The sequence below is a fragment of the Anoxybacillus sp. FSL W8-1294 genome, assembly GCF_037965005.1.
GTDB classification, from domain to species: Bacteria; Bacillota; Bacilli; order Bacillales; family Anoxybacillaceae; genus Anoxybacillus; species Anoxybacillus flavithermus_G.
In genome coordinates this window covers 998464-1012592 of record NZ_CP150179.1, presented here as the reverse complement: position 1 = coordinate 1012592, position 14129 = coordinate 998464, and the positions used below count along the sequence as shown (strand labels likewise).

Annotated in this window: 19 protein-coding genes; 3 read left to right on the top strand and 16 right to left on the bottom strand. The window is 39.5% G+C overall.

Features of this window, described 5'->3' with window-relative positions; translation table 11 throughout:
* Nucleotides 1-3 precede the first annotated feature (3 nt).
* From NSQ23_RS05350 to comGA, 9 genes are read right to left on the bottom strand one after another with little or no spacing between them, the layout of a single operon-like run.
* Nucleotides 4-192, bottom strand: a complete 189-nt coding sequence (locus tag NSQ23_RS05350; protein WP_004889551.1) for a YqzE family protein — start codon at nucleotides 190-192, stop codon at nucleotides 4-6.
* Nucleotides 193-218: 26 nt separating this feature from the next.
* Nucleotides 219-725, bottom strand: coding sequence for a shikimate kinase (locus tag NSQ23_RS05345; protein WP_004889550.1), 507 nt, complete (start codon nucleotides 723-725; stop codon nucleotides 219-221).
* Between the two features lie 14 nt (nucleotides 726-739).
* On the bottom strand, nucleotides 740-1072 hold the full coding sequence (gene comGG / locus NSQ23_RS05340; RefSeq protein WP_339173541.1) for a competence type IV pilus minor pilin ComGG: 333 nt from the start codon (nucleotides 1070-1072) through the stop codon (nucleotides 740-742).
* A 43-nt stretch (nucleotides 1073-1115) separates the two neighbouring features.
* A complete protein-coding gene (gene comGF, locus NSQ23_RS05335; protein ID WP_004889548.1) occupies nucleotides 1116-1550 on the bottom strand; it encodes a competence type IV pilus minor pilin ComGF in 435 nt (144 codons plus the stop codon).
* Entirely contained in the window at nucleotides 1547-1855 is a 309-nt protein-coding gene (gene comGE / locus NSQ23_RS05330; protein ID WP_339173538.1) for a competence type IV pilus minor pilin ComGE, read from the bottom strand. The genes comGF and comGE overlap by 4 nt, the downstream gene beginning before the upstream one ends.
* Nucleotides 1839-2276, bottom strand: a complete 438-nt coding sequence (gene comGD / locus NSQ23_RS05325) for a competence type IV pilus minor pilin ComGD (RefSeq protein ID WP_339173535.1) — start codon at nucleotides 2274-2276, stop codon at nucleotides 1839-1841. The genes comGE and comGD overlap by 17 nt, the downstream gene beginning before the upstream one ends.
* Nucleotides 2269-2565 (bottom strand): competence type IV pilus major pilin ComGC, encoded by a 297-nt coding sequence (gene comGC / locus NSQ23_RS05320; RefSeq protein WP_339173533.1) that lies wholly within the window; start codon nucleotides 2563-2565, stop codon nucleotides 2269-2271. The genes comGD and comGC overlap by 8 nt, the downstream gene beginning before the upstream one ends.
* A 13-nt stretch (nucleotides 2566-2578) precedes the next feature.
* Complete coding sequence (gene comGB, locus NSQ23_RS05315; protein ID WP_339173531.1) at nucleotides 2579-3610, bottom strand: competence type IV pilus assembly protein ComGB; 1032 nt, start codon at nucleotides 3608-3610, stop codon at nucleotides 2579-2581.
* Entirely contained in the window at nucleotides 3594-4664 is a 1071-nt protein-coding gene (gene comGA / locus NSQ23_RS05310; RefSeq protein ID WP_339173529.1) for a competence type IV pilus ATPase ComGA, read from the bottom strand. Before comGA ends, comGB begins: the two co-directional genes overlap by 17 nt.
* A 339-nt stretch (nucleotides 4665-5003) precedes the next feature.
* Here comGA and NSQ23_RS05305 point away from each other — a divergent pair, with 339 nt between their 5' ends.
* The gene (locus tag NSQ23_RS05305) at nucleotides 5004-5702 is read left to right on the top strand and encodes a helix-turn-helix domain-containing protein (protein WP_004889538.1); all 699 of its coding nucleotides are present in this window, start codon (nucleotides 5004-5006) and stop codon (nucleotides 5700-5702) included.
* Nucleotides 5703-5771: 69 nt separating this feature from the next.
* Nucleotides 5772-6014 carry a DUF2626 domain-containing protein gene (locus NSQ23_RS05300; protein ID WP_192948263.1) on the top strand — a complete coding sequence of 81 codons (243 nt, stop codon included), beginning with the start codon at nucleotides 5772-5774 and terminating at the stop codon, nucleotides 6012-6014.
* Between the two features lie 29 nt (nucleotides 6015-6043).
* Here the strand turns inward: NSQ23_RS05300 and NSQ23_RS05295 are convergent, their stop codons facing one another.
* Together NSQ23_RS05295 and NSQ23_RS05290 are read right to left on the bottom strand one after the other, a co-directional pair.
* Complete coding sequence (locus NSQ23_RS05295; protein ID WP_339173526.1) at nucleotides 6044-7114, bottom strand: SAM-dependent methyltransferase; 1071 nt, start codon at nucleotides 7112-7114, stop codon at nucleotides 6044-6046.
* A 141-nt stretch (nucleotides 7115-7255) separates the two neighbouring features.
* Nucleotides 7256-7888: an MBL fold metallo-hydrolase gene (locus NSQ23_RS05290; RefSeq protein ID WP_339173523.1), complete on the bottom strand. Its 633-nt coding sequence runs from the start codon at nucleotides 7886-7888 to the stop codon at nucleotides 7256-7258.
* A gap of 133 nt (nucleotides 7889-8021) precedes the next feature.
* On the opposite strand from NSQ23_RS05290, the gene NSQ23_RS05285 reads away from it, so the two are divergent.
* Nucleotides 8022-8207, top strand: a complete 186-nt coding sequence (locus NSQ23_RS05285) for a DUF2759 domain-containing protein (protein ID WP_004889534.1) — start codon at nucleotides 8022-8024, stop codon at nucleotides 8205-8207.
* A 26-nt stretch (nucleotides 8208-8233) separates the two neighbouring features.
* Here NSQ23_RS05285 and NSQ23_RS05280 read toward each other — a convergent pair whose 3' ends face one another.
* The 5 genes from NSQ23_RS05280 to NSQ23_RS05260 form a co-directional block, all read right to left on the bottom strand.
* Complete coding sequence (locus NSQ23_RS05280) at nucleotides 8234-9148, bottom strand: M14 family metallocarboxypeptidase (RefSeq protein ID WP_004889533.1); 915 nt, start codon at nucleotides 9146-9148, stop codon at nucleotides 8234-8236.
* 39 nt (nucleotides 9149-9187) lie between these two features.
* Nucleotides 9188-11050 carry an LTA synthase family protein gene (locus NSQ23_RS05275; protein WP_339173520.1) on the bottom strand — a complete coding sequence of 621 codons (1863 nt, stop codon included), beginning with the start codon at nucleotides 11048-11050 and terminating at the stop codon, nucleotides 9188-9190.
* Nucleotides 11051-11318: 268 nt separating this feature from the next.
* Nucleotides 11319-12284 (bottom strand): ROK family glucokinase, encoded by a 966-nt coding sequence (locus NSQ23_RS05270; protein WP_339173518.1) that lies wholly within the window; start codon nucleotides 12282-12284, stop codon nucleotides 11319-11321.
* The gene (locus NSQ23_RS05265; protein ID WP_006317940.1) at nucleotides 12269-12502 is read right to left on the bottom strand and encodes a YqgQ family protein; all 234 of its coding nucleotides are present in this window, start codon (nucleotides 12500-12502) and stop codon (nucleotides 12269-12271) included. The genes NSQ23_RS05270 and NSQ23_RS05265 overlap by 16 nt, the downstream gene beginning before the upstream one ends.
* A 109-nt stretch (nucleotides 12503-12611) precedes the next feature.
* Nucleotides 12612-14015, bottom strand: coding sequence for a spore germination protein (locus tag NSQ23_RS05260; protein ID WP_064221267.1), 1404 nt, complete (start codon nucleotides 14013-14015; stop codon nucleotides 12612-12614).
* Nucleotides 14016-14129: the final 114 nt, after the last annotated feature.

Below are 14129 nucleotides of genomic sequence, written 5' to 3'. Positions count from 1 at the left end.
GCCTTATTTTCGCTTAAACAAAAGGATAACAGCATACGGAATGACGCCGAACCAGCGATATAAAAACGGTTGCTTTTGTTGTTTTTTAAACTCTTTTTTTTGTTGTCTTTGTTTTTTTCGTTCGTCTCTCGGTTGGTCTAAATATTTTACGACTTGTTCGGTCATAAATTTCACATAATCGTTTCCTGCCATCGTTCATCACCTCGATGCTAGTATCGTCAAAAACGAGGCGTTTTAAGCAAGGAGACGATGTTTTCTACGATGTCATCTATTGTGCGATTTGTTGTATCAATGGTCATATGCGCTTCTTGATAAAACGGAAGACGCTGTTCAAATAGCTGTTTCATTTGCTTTTGTTTATTTCCCATCAGTAACGGTCGGGTCTCATCATCAGCTAAACGCCGAAACAATTCATTTAGCTCACAATGCAAATAGATGACGATTCCATGCTCGCGCATAAATTGACGATTTTCTTCTTGAATGACAATCCCGCCACCTGTTGTAATAATCACATGTTCCTTTGGAAGCTTCTTTAATGCGTCTCGTTCATACGCTCGAAACGTCTCTTCCCCCTCTTCTGCGAAAATCTTTGTAATCGTTTTTCCGACTTGCTGTTCAATATATGCATCTGTGTCAATCACAGGCAATTGCAATACTTCTCCTAAACGTCTACCAACTGTCGTCTTTCCTGCTCCCATAAATCCTGTTAAATAAATCGCTTTCATGTTCCCTCTCCCTTCTAGTATGCTTCTCGCCACACTGATATGTTGTTTGTTGAAGCATCGAATTGAAATTGGACGTCGTAACGAAATTGTGCATTCGTTATGCACGATACAGTTACAGACCATACATCAGGCTCAATACGTGTTGCACGATATGTTGCTTGCCCATGAACAAATGAAACCGTTTGGGTTAATGATGACACGTTTTCTGGTGTACTGGCAAGCGTTTGTTTCACATAAATAAGCGCTTGTTTCATTAAGTAATCTGCTTCGTACCATTTCTTTTCTTCTTCAAAAAATTGTATTTCCGTATGATACAATGCAACAGCATGCAAAAAAAGAGCGCTCATGAATAACGCACACATGACGGTAAAGGGAAAAACAACTCCCCGTTCATGTTTCAAGCGAACGAAAAGATGGAATGAACGCTTCATATGCATCCCCCTTGTCTGTCAATACACGAATACGGATGCCTGCTCCCTCTTTTTCATATGATATTTGTTGAATAAACTGAAGCATAATTTCATGACCGGTATCATTCACACGTCGACGAATGATCGTTCCGTACTTTTCATACGTTACGCGCTCCCCTGTCCATTTATCGAATTGAATCGTCGTTCCGTATATACGAACATCTTTCGATTCCCTTAGTTCCATTTTTGCTTGTTGAATAAAAACAAGCCATTCAAAATAGTGAAAGTTTCCACGTTTGGCTGTATAGTTTGCTGCTAGATGAAATGCGGGTGTCAATAAAGATAAAATGATGAACAAAACGATAAGAGACATGAGTATTTCGATTAATGTGAATCCTTTCTCTTTTTGAATCATTGTCCTAACGACTCACATCTTTCTTTTGTTCGTTTCAACCTATCTTCCCAGCGCACACATTGCTCATTTGAACGCATAAACAGTGAAAATGTATGTGTACCTCGCACCACGACCGTTTCGTTTCCAATCTGCTCGTTCATCATCACCTCATATAAAATTTGATTGGCGATCGTTTCCGCTTTTTTGTTTTCTCGCTCTATCATAATGATTGTCCAATGAGCGATGATCATAACGATTACCCCACTCCACACACTAAGCGAAATAAGCAGTTCAAAAAATGTAAAACCTTTACAATTTTTGTACATACAATCGCCCTTTCCCTAATTGAAAAACGATTTTATATTTTTTGCTTCCATACGCAACAAGCAATGTTCCCGCCTTATTGATATTGCCATTTGGATAATAAAACAACGGTGGAGATAGTGTAGCCATTTGAAATCGAAAAGGGGAAGGGAAGGAACGAGCGATTAACTCCTTCCCAAACGTCCCACCTTCTTTTACTTGATAGCGACATACATCGAAATAAAACATAATCGCTACCGTTTTCTTTCGACTAATCGCATATTGTTGGGCATATAACATATCGTTACTAAACTGTTCTAAAAAATATTGTAACTGCCGCTCAGCTAACGTTTGTTGAAGCGGTGGAACGGTAAAAACCATGATCGTTGTGACAATAAAAAGAACGATCAACATTTCTACAAGCGTAAACCCTCGTTCATTCACCTTCTAAAACGTCTCCTTCATTTGTAATAACGATCTCTTTTCCATTTGGGCAACGGTTGCTCTCAATATATTTTCTATCTACTAATTGTTGCACAGTCGGGATTGTTCCGTATTCCATTTCGTACGCTTTCACTTGAGACTGAACCATTTTTATAAAAGCCGAACACCCTTTGTTGTTAATCATGCTGTTATGTTTTGTCACATTTGGAATCGTAATTAAAATTAAAATTGTGATAACCATTAGCACAATTAACATTTCAATTAATGTAAACCCTTTCTCATTTCGCATATACATTCCCCCATTATATGTGATTTAACAATTGAAAAACGGGCCATAGCATCGCCATATACATGAGAATAACGAAAATGCCAATGAAACTAAGCAACAGTGGTTGAATGATATATATCATTTTCTTCAGACGTTTTTCTAGTTTTTGCAATGAAAACTGACTATAATTCAATAATTCTTGAACTAATTCTCCATTCGACTGACCGTGACGAATGACGAAAGGTAGTTCCTTCTCGTAATATTTCCGCTGTTCGATGATTTCATCTAATTTTTCACCTGCGCATAGCTGTTGTTTCATCAATTTCGCTTCCTCTCTCAGCAATGGAAGGTGAGATTGATGCTCAAAAATTTGGATCGCCTCATAAATCGATAGTCCCCCTTTCAACAAATGGCTTAATTGCAATGAAAATACTTGCGTATGAAAAGAAACGATCCACGAGCGAACAATTGGGATGTTCATAAATAGATTCATTTGTCTATAAATAGGCCATGAACGAACGACAAAAAAGTAAAACAACACGAAGAAAATGAACACGATGAGCGCAATAGAAAAAATGCGAGGAAGCCATACCGCAACAGAAAAAATGAACGTAGAAAAAACAGAACGAGCATGAAATGAAGAAAGAAGATGAGAAAACTGCGGAGCTAACACTTGCTGAAATACGAAAAACATGGCGATACAAAAACTAAAAAGAAACAATGGGTAGCGTAACATACGCTTCACTTGCTCAACGTAATGTGCCCGCATTTGTCCGATTTCCCCTGCTTCAATAAACCCGCGAGCTAGTTGGCCGTGTTGTTCAGCGAAAAATATATATCCTAAAAGATGAGAATGAAATTGCATGCGTGAAAAAGTTTCATGAATCGATACACCGGCTCGCAATGCTTGCATGCAATCATCTAAATCTTTTTGTTTTGCAGCAGGTTGCTGAATTTGTAAAAACTCAATCGCCCGAGCAAGCGAATACCCTTTACTGAGCAATTTTCCAAGTTGGATGAAAAACGAACTTTGCTCTTGTAACGACCAATTACGACGTCGCTTCATCTAACAACCAACTTTCAATGACATGCTCGTGTAAAAAACCGAGCGCAATGCCTTTTTTAATCACATCTTTTAACCGAGTATACACGTATGTCGATTGCTCCCCTTTCGCTACCCGCATCGCTTGTGCCAGTTCACTTCCGTATAATAATTCATAAACACCGACTCGACGAACAGGTCGATACTGTCGGCAAAAAGGTGAGCACTCCGCTTCACAAAACGGACATTTCAATTGCACAAGACGTTGGGCTGTCACAGCGACTAACGTTTGCGCCATTTCTTGAAATGGTACACCAAACTCAAGAAGACGATAAATCGCTCCAACCGCATCCTTCGTATGCATCGTTGTTAGCACAAGATGTCCTGTAAGCGCTGCGCGTACAGCTATTCGTGCCGTTTCGGCATCACGAATTTCTCCTACCATAATCACATCGGGATCGTGTCGCAAAATCGCTTTTAATCCTGCAGCATACGTAATGCCAGCTTTTTCGTTCACTTGTACTTGCAACACATCTTCCGCCCGCTTTTCAACCGGATCTTCTAACGTAATGACATTTCGTTGAAAATGATGGCGACATACGTTTAACAAACTGTATAACGTTGTTGTCTTTCCCGATCCTGTTGGTCCTGTGAAAATCATAAGCCCATGGGAATAGTTTAATAGCGCGAGCAACTTTTTTATCGTTGAAGGAAATAATGCGAGTTGCTTGAGCGGAAGAGATGAATGTAACGGGAGCAAGCGGATAACTAAGCTTTCGTCGTAAATCGTAGGCAATGTCGATAAACGAAGATGGACAGTTGTGTGGGCAACGTTCATTTCCATTGCTCCGCTTTGCGGGCGGCGACGTTCACCAATATCCATATCAGCGAGAAACTTGAAATGAGCAAGCAAACGTTCACACATTTGTTTAGATAGCACATGCTTTGTAACAAGCATCCCTCCTAACCGAAATTGAACAAGCGCATCTTGCTTACGCGGAACGATATGAATGTCAGAAGCTTGAAGAATATACGCATCCTCAACGAGTCGGTCCGCCAATTGCTCGATTGTTTGCAAAACGATCCTCCTTCCTCCATTTTCTCGCCATCATTATTCAACATCTTTCGTCAAATTCCTGCTTCATTCGCAAAAAAATTCAAAAAAATATTTACCCATAGGGTGAATGTTACGAGACAAAAACACGACGATATTTTTTCGCAATGTTTTTTAATGGTAAGCATGGAGACACACCCCTCTCTTCACTTTTTATACATGTTGTATAACTTTTGTTTAATTTTTGTGCATTAATTTGTTTTAAAACTTTGTGAACGTTACAAAAAGACCTATATATGCATTTCCATTGTGGAAATACATGTATTATAATGTAAATGAATGAACATATAGGAGTGAGACATAATGGACCAAGTACTGAAAATTACAAGCGTCCTTGCTGATCCGACTCGTTATGAAATCTATCAGTATATCACTAGAAAACATCAAGAAGTAACCGTTCAAGAAATTGCTGATGCTTTTCATATTCACCCAAACGTCGCGCGTCTTCATTTAACAAAGCTAGAAGATGTAAATATGCTTGTATCGGAAACAAAAAAAACAGGAAAAGGTGGAAGACCGAGTCGATTATACCGTCTATCTGACGATGTGATTCAGCTCCATTTTCCGTTTCGCGACTACCAGCTGTTATCAAAAATTGCAATCCATGCGATGATGAAACTTGGAGAAGTAGGGAAACAAGCGTTGTATGAAACAGGAAAGTTATTTGGTCAAGAACTTGTACAACAACACGTCCAATCGATGCAAGCGCTTGAACAGTTAAGTGTGGAAGAAAAAATGAACATTTTACAAAAAGCAGCGGAAGCCGCTGGATTTTATCCGACATTCCATTACAGTGAAAATCAAGGGAAAATTTACTTTGAAATTTTCAACTGCCCGTTTAAAGAACTCGCATTTGCACATCCAGATTCTGTCTGTTATATGCATAACGCCTTTTTAAAAGGAATGTTAGAAGTATTATTTACAAACGCTGAACTTGTGACTGAAGAAATTATGCCATCAGGCTGTAATTCGTGTACGTATCAAGCCATTCTTAAAAAATAGAACGTTTACACAACCATTTCGAGTACATTATAATAAGTAAGGGAAACGGTCAGAAAAGGAGGGATACATATGGATCGTATGTTCCGCGTCTTGTCATTTTGGACAGGAATTTTTGCTGTCATGTTCTATCTTGGCCATATGCATACAACATCATTATTGTTCCTCGGCCAAACAGGATTCTTTCTTTTGTTAAGCTACTTAAAATTAACAGAAAGAATGTACATGTACATTTTCGGTGCGTACTTAACGGTCTTTTTTGCCGGATTTACGTACTGGACAACCTTTATGATGGTTCCTGGTATGGGCGAATAAAAAAGCGATGAGTGTACCTCATCGCTTTTTTATGTAAAAATAGGAATATTCATGTTTTTTTGTTGCACCATCACATGAAACGCCCTGCCGATATCGCTCATGACTAGCGAGCGAATAGCACGATTATGACGCTGTTGCTCAGAAAACGGATTTGGATCATGGTGGGCCATCAAATGATTTAAAATGCCTGCCTGCAATAAAAATTCATCTTGGCGCCATAAATGAGTATATGTCCACCCTGCTTGTTCTCCATAAAATCGTAACGCATCCCATTGAATGTGTGTGGTGAGATCCATCTCACCTGGATAACAAAGCGCATTGTCGATGAGCTGATGACGATAATAACCGCGCAAGCTCCCACGTTTTCGCGCTGGGTGTTTCCATTCCTCATCCGTATATCCATAATCTACTGTAAAAATAATTGCTTTATCGATTACTTGATTGAGCTGAAAAATAAACTTTTTCATCGCTAACGGAATTTCAAATCGCTGCCCGTCAACGAGCTGAATATTCCGTTCAACGATATATTGAGCAATTTGCTCATTTTCAAGCGGAACACATTTCTCAACAAGCTGATCGTTTTCTACTTCAATAAAGCACTCGTATATGTGACCTTCTCGTTTCTCAATGACATGAACAGGAAACGCATCAAATAGCTCATTGCTAAATACAATACCAGAAAAAGAATCAGAAAGCTCAGCAAAACTGGAGATGATACGAACGTAATCAATAAACGGAGCGAGCGTTTCCGCTTGTTTTTCCCGATGGTACGGACTTGCTTCGATCATTATATATTGTCCTTGTGAAAACGTTTTAGGTGATTGACGTTTCCATTGTTCTAAAACAGCGTAAGCAAATCGTCCTGTCCCCCCACCGATTTCACAGATGAGCGGTGGAACATGATACGTTTCTATCAAGCGAACAAACACATCTGCAAATACACGCCCAATGATATGCCCAACGTTACTCGTCGTAATAAAATCTCCTGCACGACCAATTTTTTCTTTTCTTTTCATGTAATATCCGTACTGTTCATCATACAATACGAGTTCCATATATTGTGCATAAGATAAACGTTTATGTTTCATTTTTTCTAACATTTTTATTCGCACCCTTTTTCACTATTGACATAGTGTTAAATTTGTTATATCGTTAATGTAGTAGCTTAACTATATCCCCTCCCATTATAGGAATAAAACATCCCCCAAATCCCTTCTCTGTACAGAGAAGGGATTTTTTTCTTAAAATCCATTTAAAAATGGATTTGTATCCATCTCCGCTCCAATTGTTGTCTCTGGACCATGTCCACACAACACAACCGTTTCTTCAGGAAGAACAAGCAACTTACGATGTATACTTTGTAACAATTGTTCGTAACTCCCTTCAGGCAAATCTGTCCGACCAATACTCCCTGAAAACAATACATCACCTGATACGATTGCTTGAGCATCTTCGATATAGTATGACACACTACCCGGCGAATGCCCTGGTGTTTCGAACACTTGAAGTGAGAAATCGCCAATCGTCAACGTTTTCTCTCCCTCAAGCAACACGTCAGCATCGTTTGTAGTAATTGCTTCTCCCATAAATAATAAAGAACCATTTTTCATTGGATCAGTTAGCCAATGTTGTTCTTTTTTATGTACATACACAGGAATGGACCACTTGTTTTTTACGTCGTCAACCGCTCCAATATGATCAAAATGAGCATGTGTAAGCAACACCGCAAGCGGCGTCCAGCCGTTCGTTTCAATATAATGAATGAGTTTTTCTCCTTCGCTGCCGGGATCAAAAATTAAACATGTCCCATTTTCATGAACAAGCACATACGCATTTGTTTGTAACGGTCCTAAAGGAATTCGTTCCCACTTCATTTCATTCCCTCACTTTTTGTATATATTCTATCCTCATTGTACATGAATAACATACGTTTTGCACCTCGACAAACGTAACAAAAACGATTACAATGAAAAAAGGAATAATCGGTGTACATAAGGAGGGAAAGTTATGCCAACAGGAGTTATTTTGGTTGTGATCTTTACATTAGTTACGTTGCTTGCCGCTTACGGCACGATCCGTTCATTACGTGAGAAAAATTTCCTTGGTGTGCTGTTCGGAATCGGAACGGTTGCTGTATTTGGTTGGTTTACAATTATGACTGTCATTCATCACGGATATCCAGTTGCCCATTAAAAAGACGCCAATATAGTGGCGTCTTTTTACGTGCGGGCAAGAGCTGTCACAAAAATACCGATGCTGTCTTTATAAATATTATGGAATTGAGAGAATGGAAGCGGATTTACCCCTTCACCAAGTTCAATCGTATACCCACATCGCTTCCAATTAAAAATAAACCAATCGCGATATCCAGCATGGCTATCAATATACCGAACAGGTACATAACCGCTCCATTTCGCAAATTCATTCACTTCTTCTTCTGCTTCGGGTGGCTCACATCGTTCATATCCCCAATAAATTTCTTTTCCTTGTGTATGAAATGCGAGCACCTTAAAAAAATCACGTTCTTTTGTCAACGTTGCTATCGCTTGTGCTTCTGGTTCGGTTAACGGAGAAAATCCAGGAAAATCACGCGGTGCGGGTGCTTTTGGAATTTTTCTTTCTTTCTCCACTTCCCATTTCGCAGGAAATTGATTGTTTAAATCAACCCCGCGAATATTTGCTTTCCATTGTGAGAAATCTTCACTTCCCCCATTTATGCGTACCACTTCATCTTCATAATGTTGTGCCGCTTTTTTTCCGTGTAATACAAGATCCACTCCATCGGGATTTACCATCGGAACAACGGATAAAGTCGTTCTTTTATACAATTGTTGTACATCATAGCCACAAAGATGCTGTTTGTTCTGTAGCGCTTCCACATATTCACGAACAAACGCCATCACAACTGCCGAAGTAATCCACTCGTTCGCATGAAACGAGGCATTCATATGCACATATGTTTCACCTTCTCCAATTTGTAACTCAACAATCGGTTTTTTTAACACACTTTGCCCAATTTCTTGCGTGCGGACGAACGAATGACACCGCAATTGATCGAGATCATGCATTAAAGTTGAAAAATCGTACATCGCTCTCCCCCCTTGTTTCATCGTATGAACAGTACATTTGTACATATGTATGTAAAAAAGCTAGCTCTGTCACAAGAGCTAGCTTTATCGTTTGTTTTCTTGTTGTTTATTGTAGAAACGCAATAAGTCACCATATACAATTTTGTCGGAGTAATCAAGCTCCTGACGTGCTTTTTCCATATACGGTTCACAATGAGACGCGTCGACTTCTACCCCTGTTTTCTTATCGTAGCATGCGTTTTTCGTATATACATAATCTTTTGTCACGAAGCTACCATCACGAAGAACAACGAAGTCCAGCTTATCTTTTGAGAATAAATCTTCACCAAAATGAATTTGGTTGCGTGTATTAATGCCAAGCAAATGAAGCAATGTCGGTTTCACATCAATTTGCCCTGATACTTTTGAAATGACTTTTGGATGCTTATCTGTTACGCCTGGAATATGGATGATCAACGGAACGCGTTGCAATTGAACGTGATCAAATGGCGTAATTTCATCCCTACCTAAATATTGAGCCATCGCTTTGTTGTGATTTTCAGAAATACCGTAATGGTCTCCGTAAAGGATGATAATAGAATTTTCATACAATCCTTCTTTTTTCAGCTGCTCAATAAACACTTTCAGCGCTTCATCCATATATCGAACCGTCGGGAAATAACGGTTTAACGTCCGACTATTTGACGTGTACTCTGGAACCATTTTATCCTCTTCCCCTAATTCAAACGGGAAGTGGTTCGTTAATGTAATAAACTTTGTATAAAATGGCTGCGGCAACGTTTTTAAATGTTGCACAGATTGCTCAAAAAACGGAATGTCTTTTAAACCCCAACCAACTGAATTTTCCTCCGTAATGTTATAGTCCGTCATCGAGAAGAAACGATCGTACTTCATTGATTGATACATTACATCACGGTTCCAGAAACTTTTATTATTTGCATGGAATACAGCTGAATAGTAACCGTAGTTTTTCAATATTTCTGGCGTTGCGTTATACTCGTTTGTCGCATGTGTGAAAAAGACCGCACCGCGTCCAAGAGGATATAACGAGTTTTCAATAATAAACTCCGCATCTGATGTTTTTCCTTGTCCTGTTTGATGATAAAAGTTATCAAAGTAATAACTTTGTTTAATAAAGTCATTCAAAAACGGCGTAATTTCTTGTCCGTTCACCGTATTGTTAATAACGAAGCTTTGTAATGACTCCATCGACACAATGATCACATTACGGCCTTTGGCAATACCAAATAACTCTTTATTCGGCGCTTTTTCATTCGCATTAACGTAGTTTTGAATATCCGCTAATTCGCTGCTATCCGCTAATGCACGTTGCGCTTTAGAGCGCGACTGTAAAATGATATCGTACACATGATAGTTGTATATACCTAAATTTTTGATCAACATTTCCCGGTCAAACGTGCGCGTTAACAACTCTGGGCGCTCTGTTTCCGCCAATCCTAAGTTAAATAAAGCAATCGCTGCGGTCGCAATAAAATATGTGCGACGAAAACGTTTTGTCGCTGGCACATATTGCGCAATAGACACTTTTTTATACGCCATCCAAGCCAGCAATGCGACATCAAGGAAAAAGAAAATATCCGAAACGTTCATCAATTCAAACACACTATTTCCTAAATCGCCCATGTTGTTCGTTTGAAACAGCACAGGAATGGTAATAAAGTCACTAAAAAAGCGATAAAACATGACGTTCGCATATAAAACAAATGAAACGATAAAACTCGTGATGACAATATAGCGATTCCGTCGTTTTTCGCTCATAAATAATGCAAGCCCAAAAATAAATAACAGGAAGCTTAATGGACTAATAAATAAAATGAACTCCTGCTTCCATGACTCAATTTTTATATCGAAACTATTTTTATAGACTAAATACGTTTTCAACCATAAAAGCAATACCGTCAAAAGAACAAAACGGTAGTTTTTCATATGCTCTCCCTCCTTTAATCCACTACACATCCTATGCTCATTCTATGCTGTATGAGGTACATCCGTTTTTTTACATTTTTTTATCTTAACCAAAAACAATATTAATACTTTCTTAACAAAAAAGCAACTGTTATCTTAAACTATAAACAGTATAATAGACAAGTTGCACATCCACATAGGACTGTTTTACACCTTTTCTTATGAAAATGCAAGACGTTTTTTTTCGACAAATTTTCGACAAAAAAACAGACGAGCGCTTCGTCTGTTTTTACAACATATTTGTTTTGACTAGCCATGCGCCACCGATCACACCGGCATCGTTTCCAAGCGTTGCAATGACAATTTCAGCCGCTTCAGCAACACGCGGAAATGCAAATCGTTTAAAATGACGAGCAACTGCTTGCGCTAACATATCCCCTGCTTTCGATACACCGCCACCGATGACAATTTTCTCTGGATTTAAACCGTTGGCTAAATGAGCAAGCGCTAAACCAAGATGAAACGTCACTTCATCAACAATTTGTAGCGCTAACGTATCATTCTCTTTCGCAGCATCAAATACATCTTTCGCCGTAATAGCCCCTACTTGTTTCCATACGTCTCGCAAAGAGCTTGGTTCATCGGTTCGTTGCAAACGCTCTGTCGCGATACGTGCAATACCTGTCGCTGAAGCAATCGTCTCTAAACATCCTGTTTTACCGCAATTACAAGATGCCCCTCCTTCTGGAATGGACGTGATATGGCCAATTTCTCCACCAGCACCGTTTGCCCCATGCACGATTTGACCGTTTACGATCACACCGCCACCAACACCTGTGCCAAGCGTGACGAGAATTAAATTTTTCGCGCCATTGCCCGCCCCTTTCCACATTTCTCCGATCGCTGCAATGTTCGCATCGTTATCAACAACGACAGGAAGACCTGTTTCCATTTCCAAACGGTCTTTCAAAGGGAAGTTTTTCCACCCCAAATTTACAGCTTCATAAATATCTCCTGTCGCCATATTAACAGGTCCTGGTGCACCGATGCCAATGCCGATCAACCGTTCTTTTGATTCATCTAATTCACGTAACTTTTCATCAATGGCTTTTGCAATGTGTGTTGTAATATGTTTCCCTTGTTCGGATTTATCCGTTGGAATCTCCCATTTACAAATGATTTCCCCATACATGTTCACAAACGCTAATTTGACTGTCGTTCCGCCTAAATCCACTCCAACTAACCATTGTTCCATTGTTCTTTCATCCCTTTTTCTCTTTTTTCTCGTTCGATTTGTGCTTCATGACGCAAAATAAGAAGCGCCATTTGATAATCTTTTACGTCAATGAGCTGCGCTTGAAATAATTCTTTCAGTTCGTCTTCCATCAATTCCAAATCAGCGAGGCGGTCACCGACGTAAATAATCGTTCCATACTTTTTTAACAATTGTTGTACATCGTATACAGATTTCATGTTCTTCACCTATCGTGTATAAGCGTTTGCAATCTACATATTCTAAATGTATAAAGAAAACAAAAGGGCGTCAAGAACTGAACAATAACTTTGCGACATTTTTCACATCTTACCGATCCGGATCTTTCGGGTGCAAGACAGTCGGTCGTCGATTTTTTAACGGAATTGGGGAACGGATGAGCACATCGCGCATCCCGCGATATGAAAACGGAATAAACGGCCATAAATATGGGACGCCAAACGATTGCATGCGAGCAAGCATAACTAACCATGCAGTAATACCAACAACGTAGCCAATGACACCAAATAATGCTGTAACAACGAGCAAAGCGAGGCGAACGAGCCGATTGGCTAGTCCTAGCTCATAACTCGGTGTCGCAAACGTCCCGATCGTCGCCATCGCAAAATATAAAATGACTTCGTTAGAAAATAAGCCAACCTCAACCGCAATTCCACCAATCATCAATGCTGCAACAAGCCCAAGTGCTGTCGCTAAGGCAGATGGGGTGTGAATAGCTGCCATTCGCAACATATCTAATCCAAATTCGATCAGTAAAATTTGTCCAAACAACGGAATATTCCCTTCCGTTGATTTTGCGACAAACGATAATGCATGTGGCACGAGCTCTGGTGTTTTCATCCACATATACCAAAGCGGTAATAAAAAAATCGATAGCCATACCGCAAGAAACCGAACAAAGCGCAAATATGCACCAACAATTGGTTTATTTCTATATTCTTCTGCATGCTGCAGATGATGCCAAAATGTTGCAGGTGTAATTAACACGCTCGGAGACCCATCGACAAAAATGAGAACATGTCCTTCATATAAATGAGCTGCAGCCGTATCTGGCCTTTCTGTATAACGAACGACAGGATATGGGTTGAAGTGCCTGCCTGAAATAAATTCTTCTACCGTTTTTTCCCCCATTGGCAAGCCGTCTGTATCAATTTTGGCTAATGACTGTTTCACTTCTTCCACAATGTGTGAATTCGCAATATCTTCAATATAACAAACACAGACATCCGTTTTTGAACGGCGACCAATTTGCATATATTCCATTCGTAATGAACGATCTCGCACGCGCCGTCTTGTGAGCGCTGTGTTAAATACAATCGTTTCCACATATCCATCGCGTGCACCTCGAACAACACGCTCCATATCTGGCTCTTGAGGTCCGCGCACAGGATATGTGCGTGCATCAATTAAAATCGCTTTTGCCATTCCATCAACGAACAAAGCGGTCGGCCCTGCCAACACACCATCAATTACCCGTTCGAAATCATCTGTTTGATCCAACTCTACATACGGAAGATGCGTTTTTAATAATTTATCTAACGGTTGTTCATCTAATGTGCCATTTGGTAGCTCAGATAATAATTTCATTAAATAATGAAGAATGTCATCTTTCACAAATCCGTCAATCATAAATAACGCCATGTCTTTTCCAGCATAATGCACGTCTAAGTAAATGACGTCAAAACTTTTCCCTACTCCAAGCTTTTCCTTCATATATGAAACGTTTTCTGAAAGACGTGAAGATACTCGTTCCACTCCAATCACCTACCTTACATTCATTACCATTCATCTTTGACACATGTAAATGTATTCATACATATTTCCTGT